This is a genomic window from Sphingobacterium sp. DR205, from assembly GCF_011064245.1.
Taxonomy (GTDB): Bacteria; Bacteroidota; Bacteroidia; order Sphingobacteriales; family Sphingobacteriaceae; genus Sphingobacterium; species Sphingobacterium athyrii.
Window position 1 is genome coordinate 6,594,242 of sequence record NZ_CP049333.1, and the last position, 22,162, is coordinate 6,616,403.

The 22,162-nt window shown below is 41.1% G+C and carries 18 protein-coding genes; 14 read left to right on the forward strand and 4 right to left on the reverse strand.

The annotated features are described in order from the left end of the window. Positions 1–78 precede the first annotated feature (78 nt). From G6053_RS27825 to G6053_RS27840, 4 genes are all read right to left on the reverse strand, one after another. On the reverse strand, positions 79–1,779 hold the full coding sequence (locus tag G6053_RS27825; protein ID WP_108634884.1) for a sodium/solute symporter: 1,701 nt from the start codon (positions 1,777–1,779) through the stop codon (positions 79–81). A gap of 75 nt (positions 1,780–1,854) precedes the next feature. Beyond that, positions 1,855–3,357, reverse strand: coding sequence for an L-arabinose isomerase (gene araA, locus G6053_RS27830; RefSeq protein ID WP_108634883.1), 1,503 nt, complete (start codon positions 3,355–3,357; stop codon positions 1,855–1,857). A 44-nt stretch (positions 3,358–3,401) separates the two neighbouring features. After that, the gene (locus G6053_RS27835; RefSeq protein ID WP_108634882.1) at positions 3,402–4,094 is read right to left on the reverse strand and encodes an L-ribulose-5-phosphate 4-epimerase; all 693 of its coding nucleotides are present in this window, start codon (positions 4,092–4,094) and stop codon (positions 3,402–3,404) included. A 16-nt stretch (positions 4,095–4,110) separates the two neighbouring features. Continuing rightward, the gene (locus G6053_RS27840) at positions 4,111–5,799 is read right to left on the reverse strand and encodes a ribulokinase (protein WP_108634881.1); all 1,689 of its coding nucleotides are present in this window, start codon (positions 5,797–5,799) and stop codon (positions 4,111–4,113) included. Between the two features lie 322 nt (positions 5,800–6,121). Here G6053_RS27840 and G6053_RS27845 point away from each other — a divergent pair, with 322 nt between their 5' ends. The 14 genes from G6053_RS27845 (at position 6,122) to leuB (ending at position 22,160) form a co-directional block, all read left to right on the forward strand. Beyond that, a complete protein-coding gene (locus G6053_RS27845) occupies positions 6,122–6,826 on the forward strand; it encodes an NUDIX domain-containing protein (protein WP_108634880.1) in 705 nt (234 codons plus the stop codon). 149 nt (positions 6,827–6,975) lie between these two features. Then, positions 6,976–7,626: a hypothetical protein gene (locus G6053_RS27850; RefSeq protein ID WP_108634879.1), complete on the forward strand. Its 651-nt coding sequence runs from the start codon at positions 6,976–6,978 to the stop codon at positions 7,624–7,626. 364 nt (positions 7,627–7,990) lie between these two features. After that, a complete protein-coding gene (gene atpD / locus G6053_RS27855; RefSeq protein ID WP_108634878.1) occupies positions 7,991–9,493 on the forward strand; it encodes a F0F1 ATP synthase subunit beta in 1,503 nt (500 codons plus the stop codon). Between the two features lie 21 nt (positions 9,494–9,514). Then, the gene (atpC, locus tag G6053_RS27860; protein WP_028071934.1) at positions 9,515–9,763 is read left to right on the forward strand and encodes an ATP synthase F1 subunit epsilon; all 249 of its coding nucleotides are present in this window, start codon (positions 9,515–9,517) and stop codon (positions 9,761–9,763) included. 394 nt (positions 9,764–10,157) lie between these two features. Continuing rightward, positions 10,158–11,048: a branched-chain amino acid transaminase gene (locus G6053_RS27865; protein ID WP_108635119.1), complete on the forward strand. Its 891-nt coding sequence runs from the start codon at positions 10,158–10,160 to the stop codon at positions 11,046–11,048. Then, positions 11,032–12,732 (forward strand): dihydroxy-acid dehydratase, encoded by a 1,701-nt coding sequence (gene ilvD / locus G6053_RS27870; protein WP_165309244.1) that lies wholly within the window; start codon positions 11,032–11,034, stop codon positions 12,730–12,732. The genes G6053_RS27865 and ilvD overlap by 17 nt, the downstream gene beginning before the upstream one ends. Before the next feature lie 130 nt (positions 12,733–12,862). Continuing rightward, a complete protein-coding gene (ilvB, locus tag G6053_RS27875; protein ID WP_108634876.1) occupies positions 12,863–14,605 on the forward strand; it encodes a biosynthetic-type acetolactate synthase large subunit in 1,743 nt (580 codons plus the stop codon). A gap of 9 nt (positions 14,606–14,614) precedes the next feature. After that, entirely contained in the window at positions 14,615–15,205 is a 591-nt protein-coding gene (gene ilvN, locus G6053_RS27880) for an acetolactate synthase small subunit (RefSeq protein ID WP_108634875.1), read from the forward strand. A gap of 4 nt (positions 15,206–15,209) precedes the next feature. Further along, the gene (locus G6053_RS27885) at positions 15,210–15,671 is read left to right on the forward strand and encodes a DinB family protein (protein ID WP_108634874.1); all 462 of its coding nucleotides are present in this window, start codon (positions 15,210–15,212) and stop codon (positions 15,669–15,671) included. A gap of 116 nt (positions 15,672–15,787) precedes the next feature. Then, the gene (ilvC, locus tag G6053_RS27890) at positions 15,788–17,269 is read left to right on the forward strand and encodes a ketol-acid reductoisomerase (protein WP_108634873.1); all 1,482 of its coding nucleotides are present in this window, start codon (positions 15,788–15,790) and stop codon (positions 17,267–17,269) included. A gap of 177 nt (positions 17,270–17,446) precedes the next feature. Continuing rightward, positions 17,447–18,844 (forward strand): 3-isopropylmalate dehydratase large subunit, encoded by a 1,398-nt coding sequence (gene leuC / locus G6053_RS27895; protein ID WP_108634872.1) that lies wholly within the window; start codon positions 17,447–17,449, stop codon positions 18,842–18,844. A 41-nt stretch (positions 18,845–18,885) separates the two neighbouring features. Then, the gene (leuD, locus tag G6053_RS27900; RefSeq protein ID WP_108634871.1) at positions 18,886–19,476 is read left to right on the forward strand and encodes a 3-isopropylmalate dehydratase small subunit; all 591 of its coding nucleotides are present in this window, start codon (positions 18,886–18,888) and stop codon (positions 19,474–19,476) included. Next, positions 19,470–20,948: an ATP-binding cassette domain-containing protein gene (locus tag G6053_RS27905; RefSeq protein ID WP_108634870.1), complete on the forward strand. Its 1,479-nt coding sequence runs from the start codon at positions 19,470–19,472 to the stop codon at positions 20,946–20,948. The genes leuD and G6053_RS27905 overlap by 7 nt, the downstream gene beginning before the upstream one ends. A gap of 138 nt (positions 20,949–21,086) precedes the next feature. Continuing rightward, a complete protein-coding gene (gene leuB, locus G6053_RS27910) occupies positions 21,087–22,160 on the forward strand; it encodes a 3-isopropylmalate dehydrogenase (protein ID WP_108634869.1) in 1,074 nt (357 codons plus the stop codon). The last annotated feature ends 2 nt before the right edge of the window (positions 22,161–22,162 follow it).

Below are 22,162 nucleotides of genomic sequence, written 5' to 3' on the forward strand. Positions count from 1 at the left end.
TTCCATCAACCAAGATGGAGTTTCCTAGTTACATTAGGAAGGGTTCATAATAATTTCTAGTATTCAAAAGTCGCCATTTTACCAAAACCGAACATAAATGGCTGTCACCAACAATAAGGTTACAACAATTAATGCCAATACGGATGGCTCAACCTTGAACATCGATTTATCCAAGACAAAAGCTTTTGGATTAATTTTTGGCCCAAATAAGCTTACACCTATCATGGCTATCATGGTAAAAACAAATGCCAGTCCCATACAGATCTGGAATGGAATCTCATAAACCCCCGCTTTATTTGGATAAGCTGTATAGATCCATGTTTCCGGTCCGAAAACTTTTGTTGCAAACTCGTTAAAAAATACGGACAAAGCAAAGCCCGTGACAAGCCCTGTAATAGCAGCTGCCCCCGTCGTTCTTTTCCAAAACATGCCCAATAAAAACATCGCAAAAACACCCGGGCTGATAAATCCAGTATATTTCTGGATAAAAGTAAACCCGCCGGCGCCACCGATGCCCAAAGCATCATTCCAGGTAAACAATACGGAAAGCAAAATAGAGATAACAATAGTTATCTTGCCAACCCATACCATTTTTGCTTCGCTCGCCTCTTTATTGATATATTTTTTAAAAATATCCAATGTAAAGATTGTTGCAATACTGTTGGCCTTTCCGGCCAATCCCGCCACAATAGCAGCTGTAAGTGCTGCCAGCGCAAGCCCCTTCATACCATTTGGCAGATAACCCAATATCGCCGAATAAGCATTATCGGCATGAAATACACCTCCCGGAGCCATTTCCTGTTGCAAGGCTCCATTTTTATATAACACATAAGCAGCAATCCCCGGCAGCATCACGATAATTGGCATAAACAATTTAAGAAAACCGGCAAAAAGAATTCCAGTTCGCGCTGTTTTTAAATCAGCTCCTAAAGCCCGCTGCGTGATATATTGATTACAGCCCCAATAATTTAGGTTAACAATCCAGATTCCTGCAAGATACATCCCTATTCCTGGCAACATCAGATATTTATTAATATCTTCCTGACTGGCCCCTGGCCCAGGTTTGGAAACAAACAAATTAAAGTGCTCCGGCGAATCTTCCATCAGCTTATTGAATCCAGCCAAAGCATCCTGTCCCAAACCAAAATGTTCACTGACTAAAGTCAATGCCACATAGGTTGTCGCTATACCGCCAATAATCAGTACCACAACCTGGATAACATCTGTAAAACCGATCACACGCATTCCTCCCAATGTGATAATCACAGCAAACACAGCCAAAGCCACCGTGATCGTATGGAAGCTATCTCCACCGCCTGCCATACTAGAAATGGCAATGGCTCCTAAATATAGAATCGATGTCAGGTTGACAAACACATACAAAAACAGCCAAAAAATAGCCATGATAAGGCTTGTTGTTTCGTTGTATCGGTTATTTAAAAATTGTGGCATGGTGAAAATCTTATTTTTTAGATACACCGGGATAAACCAAACCGCAACAATGATAAGCGCCACCGCAGCAATAAGTTCGTACGCTGCTACAGCTATTCCAACTTCAAACCCATTACCGCTCATTCCTATAAACTGCTCCGCAGAAATATTGGATGCAATCAATGAGGAGCCGATCGCCCACCAAGTCAGTGACCCTTCCGCCAAAAAATAATCCTTGCTGCTGCTTAGACTATTTGTCTTCTTGCGATAAATCCAGTAGCCATAGCCTGCCACGATAAAGAAGTAAATTACGAAGATAACGTAATCTACCGTTGCAAATTTTTCCATATTTTCCAAATTGGTTATTTATCAAATAAGCCATTTATGTCCCGAAGATTGGGTACATAAATGGCTTACAAACTATTACTTACTCAGTAAATAATAAAGTTCATTCCACTTCAATTGATCTTCGAGTTTTGCAACCGTAGTTTCCTCATCAATCAACACATATTCTAACCCTGCTATGCGCGCAAAATCTTCAAGATATTCAGGTGTCAAACTCAAGCTGTAGGCGGTATGGTGAGCGCCGCCAGCAACGATCCAGGCACTACAACCTGTTTTCATATCTGGAAGTGGTTTCCATAATACCCGCGCAACTGGAAGTTTTGGTAATTCTTCTTCGACAGAAACCCCTTCAACCTTATTGACGATCAATCGAAAACGTGTACCCATATCAACCAACGAAGCATTGAGTGCATCTCCACTCTGGCCGTTAAAGACGAGACGAGCTGGATCCGCTTTGCCACCTATTCCCAATGGATGTACCTCGATTCGTGGCTTGTCGGTAGCCAAGGCTGGATCGACTTCCAACATGTGTGAACCCAAAACCATGGCATTTTGCGGATCAAAATGATAGGTATAGTCTTCCATAAATGCTGTCGTTCCTGCCAGACCAGCTCCCATGACTTTACATGCTCTGACCAAGGCCGGCGTTTTCCAGTCTCCCTCACCGGCAAAACCGTACCCTTCGGCCATTAAGCGCTGTACTGCCAAACCCGGAAGCTGCACCATACCATGCAGGTCCTCAAAAGTATCCGTAAAACCTTTAAAATCGCCTTGCGCTAAGAATTTACGTAAGCCGATTTCAATTTTAGCAGCTTCAATCAGATTGTCATGAAATTCACCACCGACCTTTACGTTTTCTGCCAATTCATACGTAGCTTCGTACTCGGCCAATAAAGCGTCTATTTCTTCATTAGTGCTCGCGTTAATAATCTGAACCAAATCACCAATCGCATAGGTATTTACAGAAAAACCAAATTGAGATTCCGCTTCCACCTTGTCGCCATCCGTAACAGCTACATAACGCATATTGTCGCCAAACCGCGCAAATTTGGCACCTTGCCAGTCATTCCAGCCTGCTGCGGCACGCGACCATACATTAATACGCTCCAATACTTCAGGGTCTTGCCAATGTCCGGTCACCACTTTACGGCCTATTTTCAATCGGCTTACAATATGGCCAAATTCACGGTCGCCATGTGCGCTTTGGTTGAGGTTCATAAAATCCATGTCAATACTGCTCCAAGGGATATCCTGATTATACTGGGTATGTAGATGCAATAATGGTTTTTGTAAAGCTTTTAACCCTCTGATCCACATTTTAGCAGGCGAGAATGTATGCATCCATGTAATGACACCGATACAATTTTTTTCGCTATTGGCAGCTGTTAACGTTGCGTAAATTTCATCTGTATTTTTGACGATCGGTTTATATTTCACTGCCACAGGAATCACAGTCTGTGCATTTAAATAGTTTGCGATTTCCTCGGCATGCAGTGCAACTTGGCGTAAGGTCTCTTCTCCATATAGATCTTGGCTTCCAACGATAAACCAGACCTCAAGTTCTTTTAAATTAATATTCATTTTTAAATAGTAGTTTTTTGCTATTGTTTTTTTATTATCGCGAATTATTGACCATAGTAGGCATTGGTTCCATGTTTCCGTTCATAATGTTTTTTGATTAAAGCGGACTTTAACCTCGGCGCATTGGGGTTGATCTGTTCTGTCAACAAAGCCATCTTGGCAACTTGTTCCAATACCGCGCTATTATAAACAGACTTCATTCCATTTTTACCCCAGGCAAAAGGCGCATGGTTGCCAACTAGAATCATTTCCACTTCTTTATAATCAAGCTTATTTTCGGTAAAGTGATTGATAATCTGAAAACCCGTTTCATGCTCGTAGTTTCCGGCGATCATCTCATCACTCATTGGCGGAGCACAGGGAATATCTGTCGTTAAATGATCGGCATGTGTCGTTCCGAAAATCGGAATATCGCGTTGACTTTGTGCCCATGCTGTTGCATAAGTTGAATGCGTATGTGTAATACCGCCAATTTCTTTCCAGTGTTTATATAAAACAGCATGCGTTTTTGTATCCGATGAAGGTCTAAGATCTCCTTCAACCACATTACCGTCAAAATCAACAATGACCATTTGCTCAGGAGAAAGCTCCTCATAAGGTACCCCACTAGGTTTAATGGCAAAAACTTCATGCTTCCGATCCACAACACTGACATTTCCAAATGTGAAAAGTACAAGGCCCAATTGGGGCAGTTGCATATTGCAACGGTATGCTTCTTCTTTAATTGAATTATACATAATAAATATTCAACGATTAAACAGTAATGGCTAACGATTCTTTCCCTTCCATGAAAGCTCCGAGTGCCTTGTAGCGTTCATAACGTTCAGCATAGATTGGCACCCACTTCTCTTCGGGTACATAGGTACATTCGAAACCTTGCCCCATGGTTTTCATGGCATCCTCAACATGGTCATACAGCCCCGCCGCAGTCGCCGCGAACATGGCCGCACCAATAGCACAAGTCTGCTCACTCTTATGTATACGAATTGGCATGTTCATGACATTAGCCATCATCTGCATAATAAAAGGGGATTTTTTGGCAACGCCACCGAGACCGATCAGTCCTTTAACAGGAATTCCCTGATCAACAAAACGATCCGCAATGGCTTTTGCGCCGAAACAGGTTGCTTCAACAATAGCTCTAAATATCCGTGGCGCATCGGTTCCTAAATGCAATCCTGTAATTGCACCTTTCAATGATTGATCCGCGTCGGGTGTTCTTCGACCATTCAACCAATCTATCGCCAACTCCGAAGTTGCGGTTACTGACAACTCCGCAGCCTTTTTACTCAAACTGACCAGCAACTTCTCTTCCAAACCATTCACAACTTGCTCACGAACGACATCATTCAGACCTTCTACATCTTGTAACGCCTGTTTCGCAGGCCATAACAAGACCTGTTTTAACCAAGCATAAGCATCGCCAAAGGCGGATTGCCCAGCTTCCATACCGATCATTCCGGGAATGATCGAACCATCCACCTGACCGCAGATTCCCTTCACAAGTGTATCCTGAACCTCTTCTTTTGGTGCAACAAGCATATCACAAGTCGATGTACCCATGACTTTACTGAGATAATAAGGTTCGATCTGTCCACCTACAGCCCCCATGTGACAATCAAAGGCACCGATACCAATTATTACCGATGTCGAAAGCCCCAAACGTTCGGCCCATTCGGCTGAGAGATTCCCTGCAGGTTTATCTGCCGTATAAGTTTCTGAAAATAAACGATCCACAACACCATCCAATAGCGGGTCAATATCCGTAAAGAAAGCATTTGGAGGCAGGCCACCGAATGCTTCCGCCCAAAGCGACTTATGGCCGGCAGAACATACACCTCGCTTAATCGCAGATGCATGCGTGCCTCCCGTCAATAAGAAAGGAATATAATCACAATGTTCAACCCAGCTAAATGTCGCTTTACGAACTTGCTCGTCAACTCTAAAAATATGAAGTAACTTAGCCCAAAACCATTCCGAAGAATAAACACCACCAACGTATTTCAAATAATCAACCGCACTTGTTTCGTTATAATCATTGATTTCCTTGGCTTCCTTAACGGCGGTATGATCCTTCCACAGGACAAACATCGCATTGGGATTATCCTTAAATTCATCCAGCAAAGCCAAAGGAACCCCTTGCTCATTGACAGCAATGGGGGTTGAACCGGTGGTATCTACCGAAATTGCTCTTACGGCCTGTCCAATATTCGCTATTCCCGATTTTTGTAAACAATCCCTTACTGTCGCCTCCAGACCTTCGATGTAATCTAAGGGATGTTGTCTAAACTGACTCGATGCAGCATCGCAGTATTCCCCTCTTTTCCATCGTGGATAATAAAATACTGAAGATGATATTTCTTCTCCATTAATCGCATCGACCAATACAGAACGGACAGAATCGCTTCCGTAATCTATCCCGATGACATATGATTCATTCATTTTTGCTGAATTTGGTTTATAACTTATAATTGTTTCTAGCATTATTTTTTTCAGTGCCCTCAATCGAAGATAAGCATTCAAAAATAATTAGTGTCAAATAAACATTTATTTTTTTGAATTTGAAAGAAAATTTTCATATTTAAAAAAATGAATTAACTTCATCCCGTTAATCATGATGAGCCCAAATGCCTGTATATGTTATATTGAAACATTTTTCAATCAGTTACCGACCAAGTATTGTACTTATTTTTAGCTAGTCACTTTATAGTTTTGATCATGAAAACGGGAGGAAATCAAAAAAAGAGATAAAAAACAATAGACAATGGAATATTATAAAAAAGATTCAGGGATTCTTTTAGCTGTAGACTGTATTATATTTGGCTTCAATGGGGAATCCCTAGAAGTATTGTTGATCAAGCGTGATTTTGAACCTGAAAGAAATAAATGGAGTTTGATGGGTGGTTTTGTTCAACCCAACGAAAGTCCAGAAGAATCTGCCAGCCGGGTGTTGAAAAAATTAACAGGTCTCGAAAATGTCTATATGGAGCAATGCAGTGTCTTCGGCGAGCCCAAACGCGAACCCAATGACCGAGTGATAAGTATCTGCTATTTTGCATTGATCGACACCCAACAATATAAGCATATCTTAAGCGACGATTACGAAGCAAAATGGTTTCCATTACAACAGCATCCTACACTGATATTCGATCACGAACAAATGATATCATCGGCACAACACCGCCTACGTATGAAAGCAGCGCTATATCCTATTCTATTCGAACTGCTACCGGAAAAATTCACGATTCCACAAATCGCAGCCTTATATGAAGGTGTCTATAATATCGAGCTTGACAAGCGTAACTTTAGTCGGAAACTACTCTCATCGGGCTTAATCATCAAACTACAGGAAAAAGACAAAGAAAATTCCAAAAAAGGGGCATATTATTTTAAGCTAAATACAGCAATCTATAAAGAGAAAATTATGTCATTTCTCCGTTATCTGCCTAGCTGGGGCCTCGAAACATAAAGATACCTACCAAAAGGATAGACTATAATCGGAATATATTTCACTTTCAATTTTCGTTTTTTCAATAATTCCTTATATTTATCACAGGCATATGCTAGCTTTGCAGCTGGAATATTCTGATTAAACTTATTATAATAACGATAGACAACATGAGCAAATTGAGATTAGCATTTGTATTCTTTACGATTTTATTTATTTCATCGTACACTTTATTACAGGCTCAAACTCCTGCAGCAGCGCCGGTTACCGCCACCCAGCAGGCCAATAACGCTTACAAATACAGCCCGGATGGACTAAAAAAAGGGAGCTTGGCAAATCAATTTGATCACTTAAATTATATATCGAAAAACAATTATGACTTCAAGATGGTGCGCAAAACCAACCTTGATATCGTCAAAAGAAATGTTGTTGATACTGTTGCAAAGCTGCATAAGGAAATCAATTCCCTAAAATCCTCATCCAGCAATTATTCATCAAACACCAAAAATTTGCAAGATTCTATTCAGACATTAAAGGATCAACTCGCACAGGAGCAACAAAAGACAGATAGCTTTTCATTCTTGGGTATCAATACATCCAAGAGCTTATACAGTACGGTCGTCTGGACCATCATCGCCGTCTTGGCTGTAGCGACTTTCATCTTTTTAATTTCCTATAGAAAAGCGAAAGTCGATACAGTAGAATTTCAAAAGACAGCAGAACAATCACAAGAGGAATTTGCGACATTCCGTAAAAAAGCCATGGAAAAAGAACAATTACTGAAACGTCAATTGCAAGATGAATTAAATAAAAAGATCTAGTCAGGTCTTCATAAAACGATATTATACAGAATTCTCATCGACCTGAAGCGGCTCCTCATGAAGACCCCGCTTCAGGTCGATCACATTTATATACACGCTGAGCCTCATCGTACGAACGTCGGAAAGGAGCAGCAATTCAAAAAAATAGTGTCGCCAATACGCCGAAATAGTATATTTGCAACAACAAGAGTCGAAACTCACAGAATTACAAGAGATAACATTTTGACCTACATTAATGAAAATATAATTTAATTACAAATTCTATTTGTTTTTAAAAACGAATAACCTTATTTTTGCTGACCAAAAAAGAGGCCTTTTATGTCTCTTATATAAAATTGATTAATAAATATTTAGTCCCTATAATATGCCCAAGATTGGTAAAATAGCGCAGATTATCGGCCCAGTTGTTGACGTCAACTTCGCCGACAGTGAAAATCTACCTAAAATTTACGATGCATTGTACATTCAAAAAGAAAATGGACAACGTGTTGTATTGGAAGTTCAACAACACTTAGGTCAGGATCGTGTACGTACAATTGCCATGGACGCAACTGAAGGTTTGGTTCGCGGAATGGAAGTTGTCGATACTGGTGCTCCTATCAAAATGCCTGTTGGTGAAGAAATCAAAGGTCGTGTATTCAATGTAGTTGGTGATGCCATTGATGGTATCCAAAATTTGAGTAAAGAGAATGGTCGTCCTATCCACAACGTCCCTCCTAAATTCGAAGATCTATCCACTGAATCCGAAGTACTTTTTACTGGTATCAAAGTTATTGACCTTTTAGAGCCATATGCTAAAGGTGGTAAAATTGGTTTATTCGGTGGTGCCGGTGTAGGTAAAACTGTATTAATCCAAGAATTAATCAACAACATCGCTAAAGGTCACGGTGGTCTTTCCGTATTTGCCGGTGTAGGTGAACGTACACGTGAAGGTAATGACTTATTGCGTGAGATGTTGGAATCTGGTATCATCAAATACGGCGAGCATTTTATGGAAGGCATGGAGAAAGGTGAATGGCCTTTGGATACTGTTGACCATGAATTAATGAAAGACTCTAAATGTACTTTCGTATTCGGTCAGATGAATGAGCCTCCCGGTGCACGTGCACGTGTTGCTTTGTCAGGTTTGACTGTTGCGGAATATTTCCGTGATGGTGATGGCGAAGGTCAAGGTCGTGACGTCCTATTCTTTATCGATAACATCTTCCGTTTTACACAAGCAGGTTCTGAAGTATCCGCGTTGTTAGGCCGTATGCCTTCAGCTGTAGGTTACCAACCGACATTAGCTACAGAAATGGGTTTAATGCAGGAGCGTATCACTTCAACTAAAAACGGATCTATTACTTCAGTACAAGCGGTATATGTACCTGCCGATGACTTAACTGACCCTGCTCCTGCGACAACATTTGCTCACTTGGATGCAACTACAGTATTGTCCCGTAAAATTGCTGAGTTAGGTATCTATCCTGCTGTGGATCCATTGGATTCTACATCACGTATCCTTTCTCCTGCTGTTTTAGGTGCTGAACATTACGATACCGCACAACGTGTGAAAGAAATTCTTCAACGTTACAAAGAATTGCAAGATATCATCGCCATCTTAGGTATGGACGAGTTATCCGAAGAAGATAAGCTAACCGTTCACCGTGCACGTCGTGTACAACGTTTCTTATCACAACCTTTCCACGTAGCAGAACAATTTACAGGTTTAAAAGGTGTATTGGTAGACATCAAAGATACCATCAAAGGATTTAACATGATCATTGATGGTGAGGTTGATGAATATCCAGAAGCTGCCTTCAACTTGGTAGGTAACATTGATGATGCTATCGAAAAAGGTAAGAAATTATTAGCAGAAGCAGTTTAATTTAGATTATATCTAAGAATAATGAAATTAACAATTATCACTCCCGACAAATTAGTATACGAAGGCGAAGTAACATCTGTTACGGTCCCTGGCTCTGCGGGCTCTTTTCAAATTTTGAAAGACCACGCGGCAATTGTTTCTACTTTGGAAGATGGAAAAGTAATTATTCAACAAGGTAAAGGTGGACAAGAAGTGTTCATTAAAGGTGGTGTTGTGGAAGCAAAAGACAATGTCATTACCGTGCTTGCTGAAGGAATTATCGGAGATTAAATCAATTGGTTTTAAAATATTGAAGAGCTTCCGATAGAAATATCGGAAGCTTTTTTTTTAAAGTTTTTTTGACAATTTCTTCATTTTAGGAAGAAATTTGCCCTTTGTAACAAAAAATAATTTTTTGACCAGGTAGACCAATTTTAAATACGGTATACGACTAACAAAATTAAAAACCGATCAATAGCTTAAAATGCAGTTTAAAATTTTTAAAAATATAAAATTTTAAAATTTTATTCTAAATAGAAAATTAGCACTTTACCTATTGCCAATTATTGTAATTCCTGCTACCTTGAGGAAATGAAAATCGAAGGTTTTTACAGCGGCCTGAGATAGCATGATTTACCAGCAAAAACCAAAAAGGGAAATTATTTATATAGGTAAATTTTGGGTTATGAAATACTACGACAAGAACACATTGATTTATTTGGATGGAGCCTTTGTAAAAGCCTCCGAGGCTGCATTGAATCCCTTTGCACAATCGCTTCACTATGGCTACGCTGTATTCGATGGTTTACGCGCGTACAACACCCACAATGGTCCGCGCATCTTTAAAGCGGACAAACATTTTGACCGATTGAAGAAATCCTGCGAAGCGGTGAATATCCCTTATCGATGGAGTAACAGGGAGCTAATTGATAAATGTTATGAGCTTTTGGCTATCAACAACTTACGGGAGGCCTACATCCGTCCATTGGTACTCACCGGCTCGAATATGCACCTGACTTCTTCCACGGAGGCTAATCTGATGATTGCCGCCTGGGAATGGGGACCTTATCTTGGTCAAAATCTGTTACGTGTATGCATCTCTGATATTAAAAGACCTAATCCAAAATCTTTTAAAACGGACTCGAAAATATCAGGTCAATATGTAAACTCTATTCTAGCGACGACAGAAGCCATCAACAGGGGTTTTGATGAGGCACTTATGCTTGATCATGAAGGCTTCGTTGCCCAAGCTTCCAGCGAGAATATTTTTATTGAGAAAGATTTCAAAATTTATACACCGCCAGCGAAAAACATTTTTCCCGGCATTACACGGCAGACCGTTAAAAACATCTGTAAAAAACTGAATTTCGAAGTCGTTGAAAAACAATTGACAGTAGAAGATATCTATACAGCTGATAGTGCATTCTTATGCGGTACAGCTGCTGAAATTATCGGAATCAAACAAGTCGACGATGTCATCTATCAAGAAGAGTGGGAACACAGCATAGGTGCGTCGATCCAAAGAAGATATAAAAATTTAGTATTAGAGAACGAAAATTATGAAGTCATCATCTAACGGCGAAAATGCAATGAACAAATACAGCCGTACATTTACACAAGACGAAACGCAACCTGCTGCTAAAGCAATGCTTTACGGTATCGGCCTGACAGATGCCGATATGGACAAGGCGCAGGTCGGTATTGCCAGCATGGGATACGATGGTAATACGTGTAATATGCACCTCAATGATTTGGCACAGATCGTCAAAAAAGGTGTTTGGAACAATGACTTAGTGGGTCTGACCTTTGGTACCATTGGTGTCAGTGACGGCATGAGCAACGGTACGGATGGTATGCGTTACTCCTTGGTAAGTCGTGATGTAATCGCTGACAGCATTGAAACGATCTGTGGCGGTCAATATTACGATGGTCTAATCTCTATTCCCGGATGTGATAAAAATATGCCCGGCGCCATCATGGCGATGGCACGTTTGGATCGCCCCTCGCTCATGGTCTATGGCGGTACAATTGCACCCGGACATTACAAAGGAGAGGAACTCAATATCGTTTCTGCTTTTGAAGCCTTAGGACAACGTATCTGCGGCAATCTCTCCGATGAAGATTACGAAGGTATTATCAAACATACCTGCCCTGGCGCCGGTGCTTGTGGCGGCATGTATACAGCAAATACGATGGCTTCAGCAATTGAAGCGTTGGGAATGAGCTTACCGTACTCTTCCTCTAATCCGGCAATCTCAGCTGAAAAGAAAAATGAATGTCTAGAAGCTGGTAAACATATCCGTACCCTACTTGAAAAAGATATCAAACCTTCCGATATCATGACGCGCAAAGCATTCGAAAATGCATTACGTACCATCGTGATCTTAGGAGGTAGTACCAATGCCGTGCTTCACTTTATTGCGATCGGTAAGGCTGTAGGCGTTGATATCTCACAAGATGACTTCCAGCGCATGAGTGACGAAACACCTGTATTGGCAGACTTTAAACCTTCTGGCAAATACTTGATGCAAGATCTTCAACAATATGGTGGAACTCCCGCTGTGATGAAATACCTTTTGGACGAAGGTTTATTACATGGTGATTGTATCACCGTAACTGGAAAAACTGTTGCTGAAAACTTAGCGGATGTCAAATCCATTATGGAATATGACCAGCCTATTATCAAACCATTGAGCAACCCAATCAAAGCAACAGGACACTTACAGATCCTTTACGGAAATCTGGCTGAAAAAGGTTCCGTAGCAAAGATATCAGGCAAAGAAGGCGAAAAATTCACAGGTCCCGCACGTGTATTCGATGGCGAACATGACTTAGTAGCAGGAATTGCCTCAGGCAGAATTAAGCCCGGAGATGTTGTGGTTATTAAAAATGAAGGCCCAGTAGGTGCTCCAGGTATGCCGGAAATGCTCAAACCGACCTCATTAATTATCGGTGCCGGCTTAGGTAAATCAGTGGCACTCATTACAGATGGGCGTTTCTCTGGCGGTACACACGGTTTCGTTGTAGGCCACATTACACCTGAATCTTACAAAGGCGGGTTAATTGGCTTAGTGCATGATGACGATATCATCGAGATTGATGCTGTCAACAATACGATCAATGTGAACCTTTCCGATGAGGAGATTGCACAACGTCGTGCAGCATGGGTACAACCGGCTTTGAAAGTCAGTAAAGGCGTGTTATATAAATATGTTAAGACCGTAGCCGACGCTTCAGAAGGTTGTGTAACTGATCTGTAGAAATCAAAAAAAATGGAGACACTTGGTGCTGGAGATTTAAACAAACAAAGTCTTCGATCTAATCTCTCCAGATCTAATATCTAAAGACTAAAAAAGACTGAATAATCAACAAAACTAAAAAATCAACGTAATGAGTACACTGGAAATAACAGAAAATAAGGCTGCTGCCAAGCAGGAAACTCCGACACAAATTTCGGGATCGAAAGCTGTTATGGAGGCCTTATTGAGCGAAGGAGTTGATACCGTATTTGGCTATCCGGGTGGCGCGATCATGCCCATTTATGATGCCCTTTATGATTATACGGATCGTTTGAAACATATCTTGGTGCGCCATGAGCAAGGAGGAATACATGCGGCCCAAGGTTATGCAAGAACTTCCGGTCGTACAGGTGTCGTCTTCGCGACGAGTGGTCCCGGAGCAACAAACCTGGTTACCGGACTGGCAGATGCCATGATCGACAGTAACCCGATCGTCTGTATTACAGGCCAGGTATTTGCTTCACTATTGGGAACGGATGCATTTCAGGAAACGGATGTCATCAATATCACCGCACCGGTCACCAAGTGGAACTATCAAGTCACTGACGCTACTGAAATTCCAGCCGCACTCGCTAAAGCATTTTATATTGCCAGCACCGGTCGTCCGGGCCCCGTATTGATCGATATCACCAAGAATGCACAAATTCAACTGTTCGATTACTTCGGTTACGAAAAATGCAATCATGTGCGTAGTTATAGACCTGCTCCGCAGGTTCGTAAGGAGTATATCGAACAAGCTGCTGAGTTGATCAATAATGCAAAAAAACCATTTGTACTTTTTGGCCAGGGGATTATCCTAGGAAAGGCAGAAGAAGAGTTCAAAGCTTTTATCGAAAAAACAGGCATTCCTTCCGCCGCTACTGTCATGGGATTGAGCGCGCTTCCTACAGACCACAAACTTCATGTCGGTATGTTGGGGATGCACGGTAACTATGCACCAAACGTCATGACCAACGAATGTGATGTTTTAATTGCTATCGGTATGCGTTTCGATGACCGCGTCACTGGCCGATTGGACAAATATGCCAAGCAGGCAAAAGTGATCCATCTGGATATCGACCCGGCCGAGATTGATAAAAATGTACAAACAACCGTTCCCGTGTGGGGAGACTGCAAAGAATCTCTTCCAATGTTGACTGAACTGGTTAAAGCCGTGGATCATTCCGCTTGGTTGGCCCAATTCCGTGAACTCGAAAAAGAGGAAATCAAAGAAGTCATCACAGATGAATTGCATCCAAAAACGGATATCATGACCATGGGCGAGGTGATCAATGTGTTGAATGAATTAACCGGTGGAGATGCAATCATAACCACAGACGTTGGTCAACATCAGATGGTCACATGTCGCTATGCAAAATTTAACAAGAGCAAATCAAACGTAACATCAGGCGGATTGGGAACCATGGGCTTTGGCCTTCCTGCAGCGATTGGTGCCTGGTATGGCGCCCCTGAGAAAACTGTCGTAGCCATCATCGGTGACGGTGGTATCCAAATGACCATTCAGGAACTGGGAACTATCATGCAATTTGGCGCGAAGGTGAAAATCATGATCTTGAACAACGAGTTCTTGGGTATGGTACGTCAATGGCAGCAACTGTTCCATGACAAACGCTATTCATTTGTGAATATCACCAGTCCTGACTTTGTTGCAGTTGCCAAAGGTTATTATATCGATGGACAGAAAATTTCGGAACGGAAAGATCTCCGCAATGCCCTTCAGACCATGCTTGACCACGATGGTGCTTATCTATTGGAAGTTATGGTAGGAAAGGAAAACAATGTATTCCCGATGGTTGCACAAGGAACATCCGTATCGGAGATTCGATTAAAGTAAAAAGTCAAAATGGAAAAACAAGAATATACCATTACCCTATACACAGAGAATTCTATCGGCCTTATCGGAAGGATCTCAACGATTTTTTCAAGAAGAAAAATCAATATCGAAAGTTTAAACACATCGCCTTCTGAAGTAGAAGGTATACATCGTTTCACCATTGTCATTACAGAAGCGGAAGATGTGTTGCGCAAGCTTTGTCGTCAGTTGGAAAAGCAGATAGATATCCTTAAAGCCTACTATAATACCAATGACGAAGTGATCTGGCAAGAACAGGCCTTATATAAAGTACCTGCAGACGTTGTCAATGAAAAAGTATATGTTGAGCGTTTACTACGTCAATATGGAGCCAATGTGGTTGTGATCCGCAACGATTACATCGTGTTCGAAACCGCAGGTCACCGTGAAGAAATTGATAAGCTCACCGAGGAATTGACAAAATACGGGTTAATTGAATTTGTACGTGGCGCCCGTATTGCCATCATTAAAGATAGTGCTGGCTTCCACTCCAAATTGGTGCAGTTTGAAGCACAGGAACCGTCGATAGAAATCGTTGAAAATGAATATCTCGACAAACGGGATGATGTATTTACCATGTAATCAGATGCAAGAAACATTTAAATTTATCTTACAGGCCCGCCAAAAATTCATTGAATTAGTGGATAGCCTTTCCATAGAACAACTCAACAAAATCCCTGCTGGATTTAACAACAATATTATCTGGAATTTTGGACATATCGTTGTAAGTACACAGACTTTGGTCTATGTTCGTACCGGTATCAAAGCGGATACCGCTTGGGTAAAATACAATGAAGATTATAGAAAAGATACTAAGCCCACACGTTTTGTTGAGCAGGCTGAGATTGATGAACTAAAGGCAATCGCTATCCAAAGCATTGAACAGATCGCCAAAGACTATGAAAATGGCCTTTTTGGATCGATTACCTCGTTTTCAACAGCAACCTATGGTTATCCAATGGATACGGTCGAAGATGTTATCGCTTTGACCTCAGGACATGATAATGTTCATTATGGTTATGCTTTGGCACAACGCAGATGTTTATAAATTAAAAAAATAGAAATTAAAAAATAAAAAGAGAAGAAAGAAAGCTGGTAAGCCATAAGCTAGAAAAACCAAAATCTCAATTCTCATATCTCATTACTCAATACTAAATCAAAACAATGGCAAATTATTTCAACACCTTACCGCTTAGAGAGCAGTTAGAACAATTAAGTCACGCTGAATTCATGGACAACACCGAATTTACGGATGGAGTAAATGCTTTAAAAGGTAAAAAAATCGTAATCGTAGGATGCGGTGCACAAGGCTTGAACCAAGGTTTAAACTTAAGAGATAGCGGACTGGACGTTTCTTATGCTTTACGTAAAGAAGCTATTGAACAAAAAAGAGATTCTTGGAAAAATGCTACGGACAACAATTTTAACGTAGGAACTTACGAAGAATTAATCCCAACAGCAGATTTGGTCATTAACTTGACTCCTGATAAACAACATACTTCAGTGATCAACGCGGTCATGCCTTTGATGAAAGAAGGTGCAACATTATCTTATTCACACGGTTTCAACATTGTTGAAGAAGGTATGCAAATCCGTAAAGATATCACCGTTATCATGGTTGCTCCAAAATGTCCGGGTTCTGAAGTTCGCGCAGAATACCTTCGTGGTTTCGGTGTCCCTACTTTGATCGCTGTTCACCCAGAGAATGATCCACAAGGAAAAGGTTGGGCTGAAGCAAAAGCATACTGTGTAGGAACAGGTGGCCACAAAGCCGGTGTATTGAAATCTTCATTTGTAGCCGAGGTAAAATCAGATTTAATGGGTGAGCAAACAATCCTTTGTGGTTTGTTACAAACAGGTTCGATCTTGTCTTTCGACAAAATGATCGAAAAAGGAATTGAGGCCGGTTATGCATCCAAATTAGTACAATACGGAGTAGAAGTGATCACTGAAGCGTTAAAACATGGTGGTGTAAGCGGTATGATGGATCGTTTGAGCAACCCTGCAAAAGTGAAAGCTTTTGAGATCTCCGAAGAATTAAAAGATATCATGCGTCCATTGTTCCAAAAACACCAAGACGATATCATGTCCGGTCACTTTAGCAAGACCATGATGGAAGATTGGGCAAACGGTGATGCCAACTTATTGAAATGGAGAGCTGAAACAGGTGAGACTGCATTTGAGAAAACACCTGCTGGCGATGTTAAAATCAACGAGCAAGAGTATTTCGATAACTATACGCTAATGGTTGCTTTCATCCGCGCAGGCGTTGAATTGGCTTTCGAAACAATGGTTGAAGCAGGTATCAAACCGGAATCAGCTTACTACGAATCATTGCACGAAACCCCATTGATTGCCAACACAATCGCCCGTAAGAAATTGTTCGAAATGAACCGTGTTATTTCTGATACAGCGGAATATGGTTGTTACCTATTTGATCAGGCTTGTAAACCTTTATTGGCTGATTTCATGAAAACTGTTGATACCGACCTAGTAGGTAAAAACTTCAACGAAGGTAAAGATGCTGCTGTTGATAACGCACAGTTGGTTGTCATCAATGAAATTTTGCGTGACCATCCTGTGGAAATCGTTGGACGTAAATTGCGTAAGGCGATGACTGCAATGAAAGCAATCAAAACCGTTTAAATATTTATACGAATTATTTGTTTTTTTAAAGCATAGCATGTCTGGGTGAATTCAATCTACAGATATGCGCTAAAATCATGAATATTTCGTAATTTAGTCTATTGAAATCAGGGTGATATTGAGACATTTACAATATCACCCTGATTAAAATAAAAATAACATAAGAGAGATTAAAAAATGTCAAAAACATTAGTAGAAAAGATTTGGGATGCTCACGTCGTCAAGCGTGAAGAAGGGTTTCCGGATATTATATATATCGATACCCACTTGATTCATGAAGTTACTTCACCGCAAGCTTTTGATGGCCTACGCAAAAGAGGAATCCCAGTTTTTCGTCCAAAGCAAACGGTAGCAACTGCCGACCATAACGTACCGACACTCAACCAACATTTGCCGATCAAAGAAGAGCTATCGCGATATCAAGTTGATATGCTAACCAAAAATTGTGCTGAATTTGGCATTGAATTATATGGTTTGGGACATCCTTACCAAGGAATCGTACACGTGATTGGTCCTGAGTTGGGTATCACACTACCGGGTAAAACAATGGTCTGTGGGGATAGCCATACATCAACGCATGGAGCCTTTGGAGCTATTGCTTTTGGTATCGGAACCTCTCAGGTTGAACAGGTCTTTGCGACACAATGTTTATTGCAGTCCAAGCCTAAAACCATGAAAATTGAAGTCAATGGTACTTTACAAAAGGGGGTTGGCGCAAAAGATATTATCCTCTATATTATCGCCAAGATTTCTGCCGCAGGTGGTACAGGATATTTTATCGAATATGCTGGTTCAGCCATCCGCTCTTTGAGCATGGAAGCGCGTATGACCATCTGTAATATGAGTATCGAAATGGGGGCACGCGGAGGGCTTATTGCACCGGATCAAATCACATTTGATTATGTAGAAGGCCGCGAATTCGCACCAAAAGGAGAAGAATGGGACCAAGCCTTAGCGTATTGGAAAACATTATATTCCGATGAAGATGCCATTTTTGATAAAGTATTGTCATTTGACGCAGCTGACATCGCTCCTATGATTACCTATGGTACAAACCCGGGCATGGGTATGGGTATCGCCGAGCATATCCCGGCAACTAATGCACAACCGGAATCAGAAAGACCATCCTATCAAAAAGCACTGGACTACATGGGCTTTAAAGATGATTCCACGGTCTTAGGTAACCGTGTGGATTACGTTTTCATCGGAAGCTGTACCAACTCCCGTATCGAAGATTTACGTGAGGTCGCCTCATTCGTTAAAGGAAAACAAAAGGCACAGGACGTCGAAGTATGGATTGTTCCCGGATCAAAACAGGTAGAAAAACAAGCCAAAGAAGAAGGCTTGGATAAAATATTTGAAGCCGCGGGATTCCAATTACGCGAACCGGGATGTTCCGCATGTTTAGGCATGAACGAAGACAAAATTCCTGCGGGTAAATATTGCGTTTCAACTTCAAATAGAAACTTCGAAGGACGTCAGGGGCCTAATGCACGCACCATGCTGGTATCTCCACTGACAGCAGCAGCAGCAGCAGTAACGGGTAAAGTAACAGATGTAAGGGAGTTAATATAACTAACTCCATTTTTTTAATTCTGACTTACTAAATTTTTATCATGAAAAAATTTGAAACTTTAACTTCACAGGTAGTTCCACTACCGATCGAAAATATTGATACCGATCAGATCATACCAGCGCGTTTTCTAAAAGCGACCACACGTGAAGGATTTGGCAATAATTTATTCCGCGACTGGCGCTTTGATAGCGATAATCAGCCAAAAGCAGATTTCGTATTGAACAATCCAATCTATTCAGGGAAAATATTGGTTGCCGGCAAAAACTTCGGCTGCGGTTCCAGTCGTGAACACGCAGCCTGGGCAATCCAGGACTATGGTTTTGATGTCGTTATCAGTTCGTTTTTTGCGGATATATTTAAAGGTAATGCGCTTAATAATGGCGTACTGCCTATTCAGGTTCCCGAAGAATTTTTAGAGAAAATCTTCGAATTGGTCCACCAAAACCCAAATACCCAAATTATCGTTGATCTCGAAAAACAAACGGTTATGTTAACCGAGACCGGTGATCAATTTGAATTTGAAATCAATCCATACAAAAAATCATGCTTGATCAATGGATACGATGACATCGATTTTATCCTTAATCAAAAAGATTTAATTGAATCATTTGAAACAACCAAAAAATGGTAGACCCAGTCGTCCATATTGCCAATTTAACGATTCAGCACGGTAAAGATTCCGTACTGCAAGATTTAAATTGGCAAATTTTTCCTGGAGAACAGTGGATCTTAGGTGGTCCCAGTGGCACAGGAAAAACAACGCTTGCAAAAGCAATTGCAGGGCAATTAAAATATGAGGGCACCATATCCTTTCATCTGGATAACAATAGTTCCCTTCCTCCAGTTGTGCATTACGTATCCAATTGGTTTCAGTTTACCAATCTTGAAGGTGATCGCAACTTCTATTACCAACAACGTTATAACAAGTTTGCAAAAAACGATACCTTAACGGTTTTTGCTGAATTGAAACATTTTGCGAAGGAAGAACAGCTGGCCTTCGAAGATGTGGCACCTTACCTTACCATATTTGGATTTGAAAATTTCAAAGACCAACAATTGATCGAACTTTCCAGCGGCGAGCATAAACGCTTACAATTGGTCAAAGCACTTTGGCTTCAGCCGCAGGTCTTGGTTATCGACCAGCCTTATACCGGACTTGATGTACAATCCCGAAAAGACCTGAACCAGATCTTCGATCAGCTTGCGGACAAGGGCGTATCCCTCCTACTGATCAGCAATGATGACGAACAACCGGATTGTATTAATCGTTTTGCCGAAATCCAGAATGGAAAAATTGTTCTCCGTCAACATAGCGGTGAAATTTCACGGGGCATACCACGGAAACGCAAGGAATTACCCTATTTCTTACTGCAGTCACCCAAAATCTCCGACCCAACGATGGTCAAGATGCGGCAGATCAACATTTCATACGGTGAAAAGCAGGTCTTGAAAAACATTGATTGGGAAGTAAAAGCAGGAGAAAAATGGCTGCTGCAAGGACATAATGGATCGGGAAAATCGACTTTATTAAGTCTGATCAACGGTGATCACCCCCAAGCTTACGCAAATGACATCCATCTTTTTGGTAAAAAGAGAGGATCAGGAGAAAGTATATGGGAAATCAAAGCGCACCTGGGGATTATTTCTCCCGAATTACATTGGTACTACGATATGAATGCCAATGTAGGCCAGACCATTGCTTCGGGATTCTTCGATTCAATGAGCCTGTATCAAAAATTGGGCTATGAACAACAGCAGAAGCTTGATCAGGTACTCCATTTTTTTGACCTCAAAGACGTGAAACATAAAACATTAGGATCTTTACCTTTAGGCCAACAGCGATTGGCATTGCTGGCGCGCACCATTGTAAAACATCCTGAATTGCTTATATTAGATGAACCTTGCCAAGGATTGGATAAGGAACAATCACAATATTTTAATGATGTGATTGATGACCTGAGCAAGAATGGGCAGACCCTTATTTATGTCGGTCATTTCCAATCCCAATTACCGACCTGTATAGACAACAGGATGGTACTGGAAAAGGGTGAAATTAAGTCCGTAGAACGAGTTATCCACAAAAAAGAGACTTTATCAACATAAAAATTGTGGAAAACGACAATTGACAATAGATATTTAGACGAAAGATAACAGATATTAGACAATGGACATGAGCGGATGGATATTCAAATTTTATAAAAATAGCATCTCAAGACTCATATCTCAATACGAATAAAAACAATGAAAAAAAATATTTTAATCATACCTGGAGACGGCATCGGCCAAGAAGTAACCACATGGGGTAAAAAAGTTTTAGAAAAGATCGGTGAAAATTATGGTCATGAATTCAGTTTTGATGAAGCAATCATGGGCCATACGGCTATTGAAGCTACCGGCAATCCGCTTCCTGACGAGACGTTAGCAAAAGCCAAAGCATCAGATGCCATCCTTTTTGGCGCGATCGGACATATCAAGTACGATAATGATCCTTCAGCCAAGGTTAGACCAGAACAGGGTTTGTTGAAAATCCGGAAAGAATTGGGGTTATATGCCAATCTGCGTCCTATCCTTTTATTTGATGAACTATTGGATGCATCAAGTTTAAAACCTGAAATTCTCCAAGGAACAGATATTCTTTTTTTCCGTGAGTTGACGGGTGATGTGTATTTCGGTGAGAAAAACCGTAATGAGGACAATACCTTCGCTTCGGATTTGATGAACTATCACCGTTATGAAGTAGAGCGTATCGCACGTAAAGCTTATGATGCCGCCCGTACGCGTAACAAAAGATTATGCTCGGTCGATAAAGCTAATGTATTGGAAACTTCCCGCTTATGGAGAGAGGTGGTACAAGAAATTGCAAAAGAATATCCAGATGTTGAAACTGAACACATGTTTATTGACAATGCAGCAATGCAATTGGTCAAGAATCCAAAGAAATTTGACGTGGTATTAACAGCGAATCTTTTTGGTGATATTTTGACTGATGAAGCATCTCAGATTGCGGGTTCAATGGGTATGTTGGCCTCAGCTTCTGTTGGTGATGGCACAGGTTTCTTCGAGCCTATCCATGGCTCGGCACATGATATTGCTGGCCAGAATAAAGCGAATCCACTTGCTTCAATTTTATCCGCTGCTTTAATGCTCGACATCAGCTTCGGTCTACAGGAAGAAGCAAAAGCAGTTACTAATGCGGTTGCCCAAACGCTCAAAGCAGGCTGGAGAACCGGTGATATTGCGAATGCCAATACAGAAGCTTCTAAAGTCTTGGGTACCCAGGAAATGGGCGAGAAAGTATTGGAGTTTATTAAATAGTA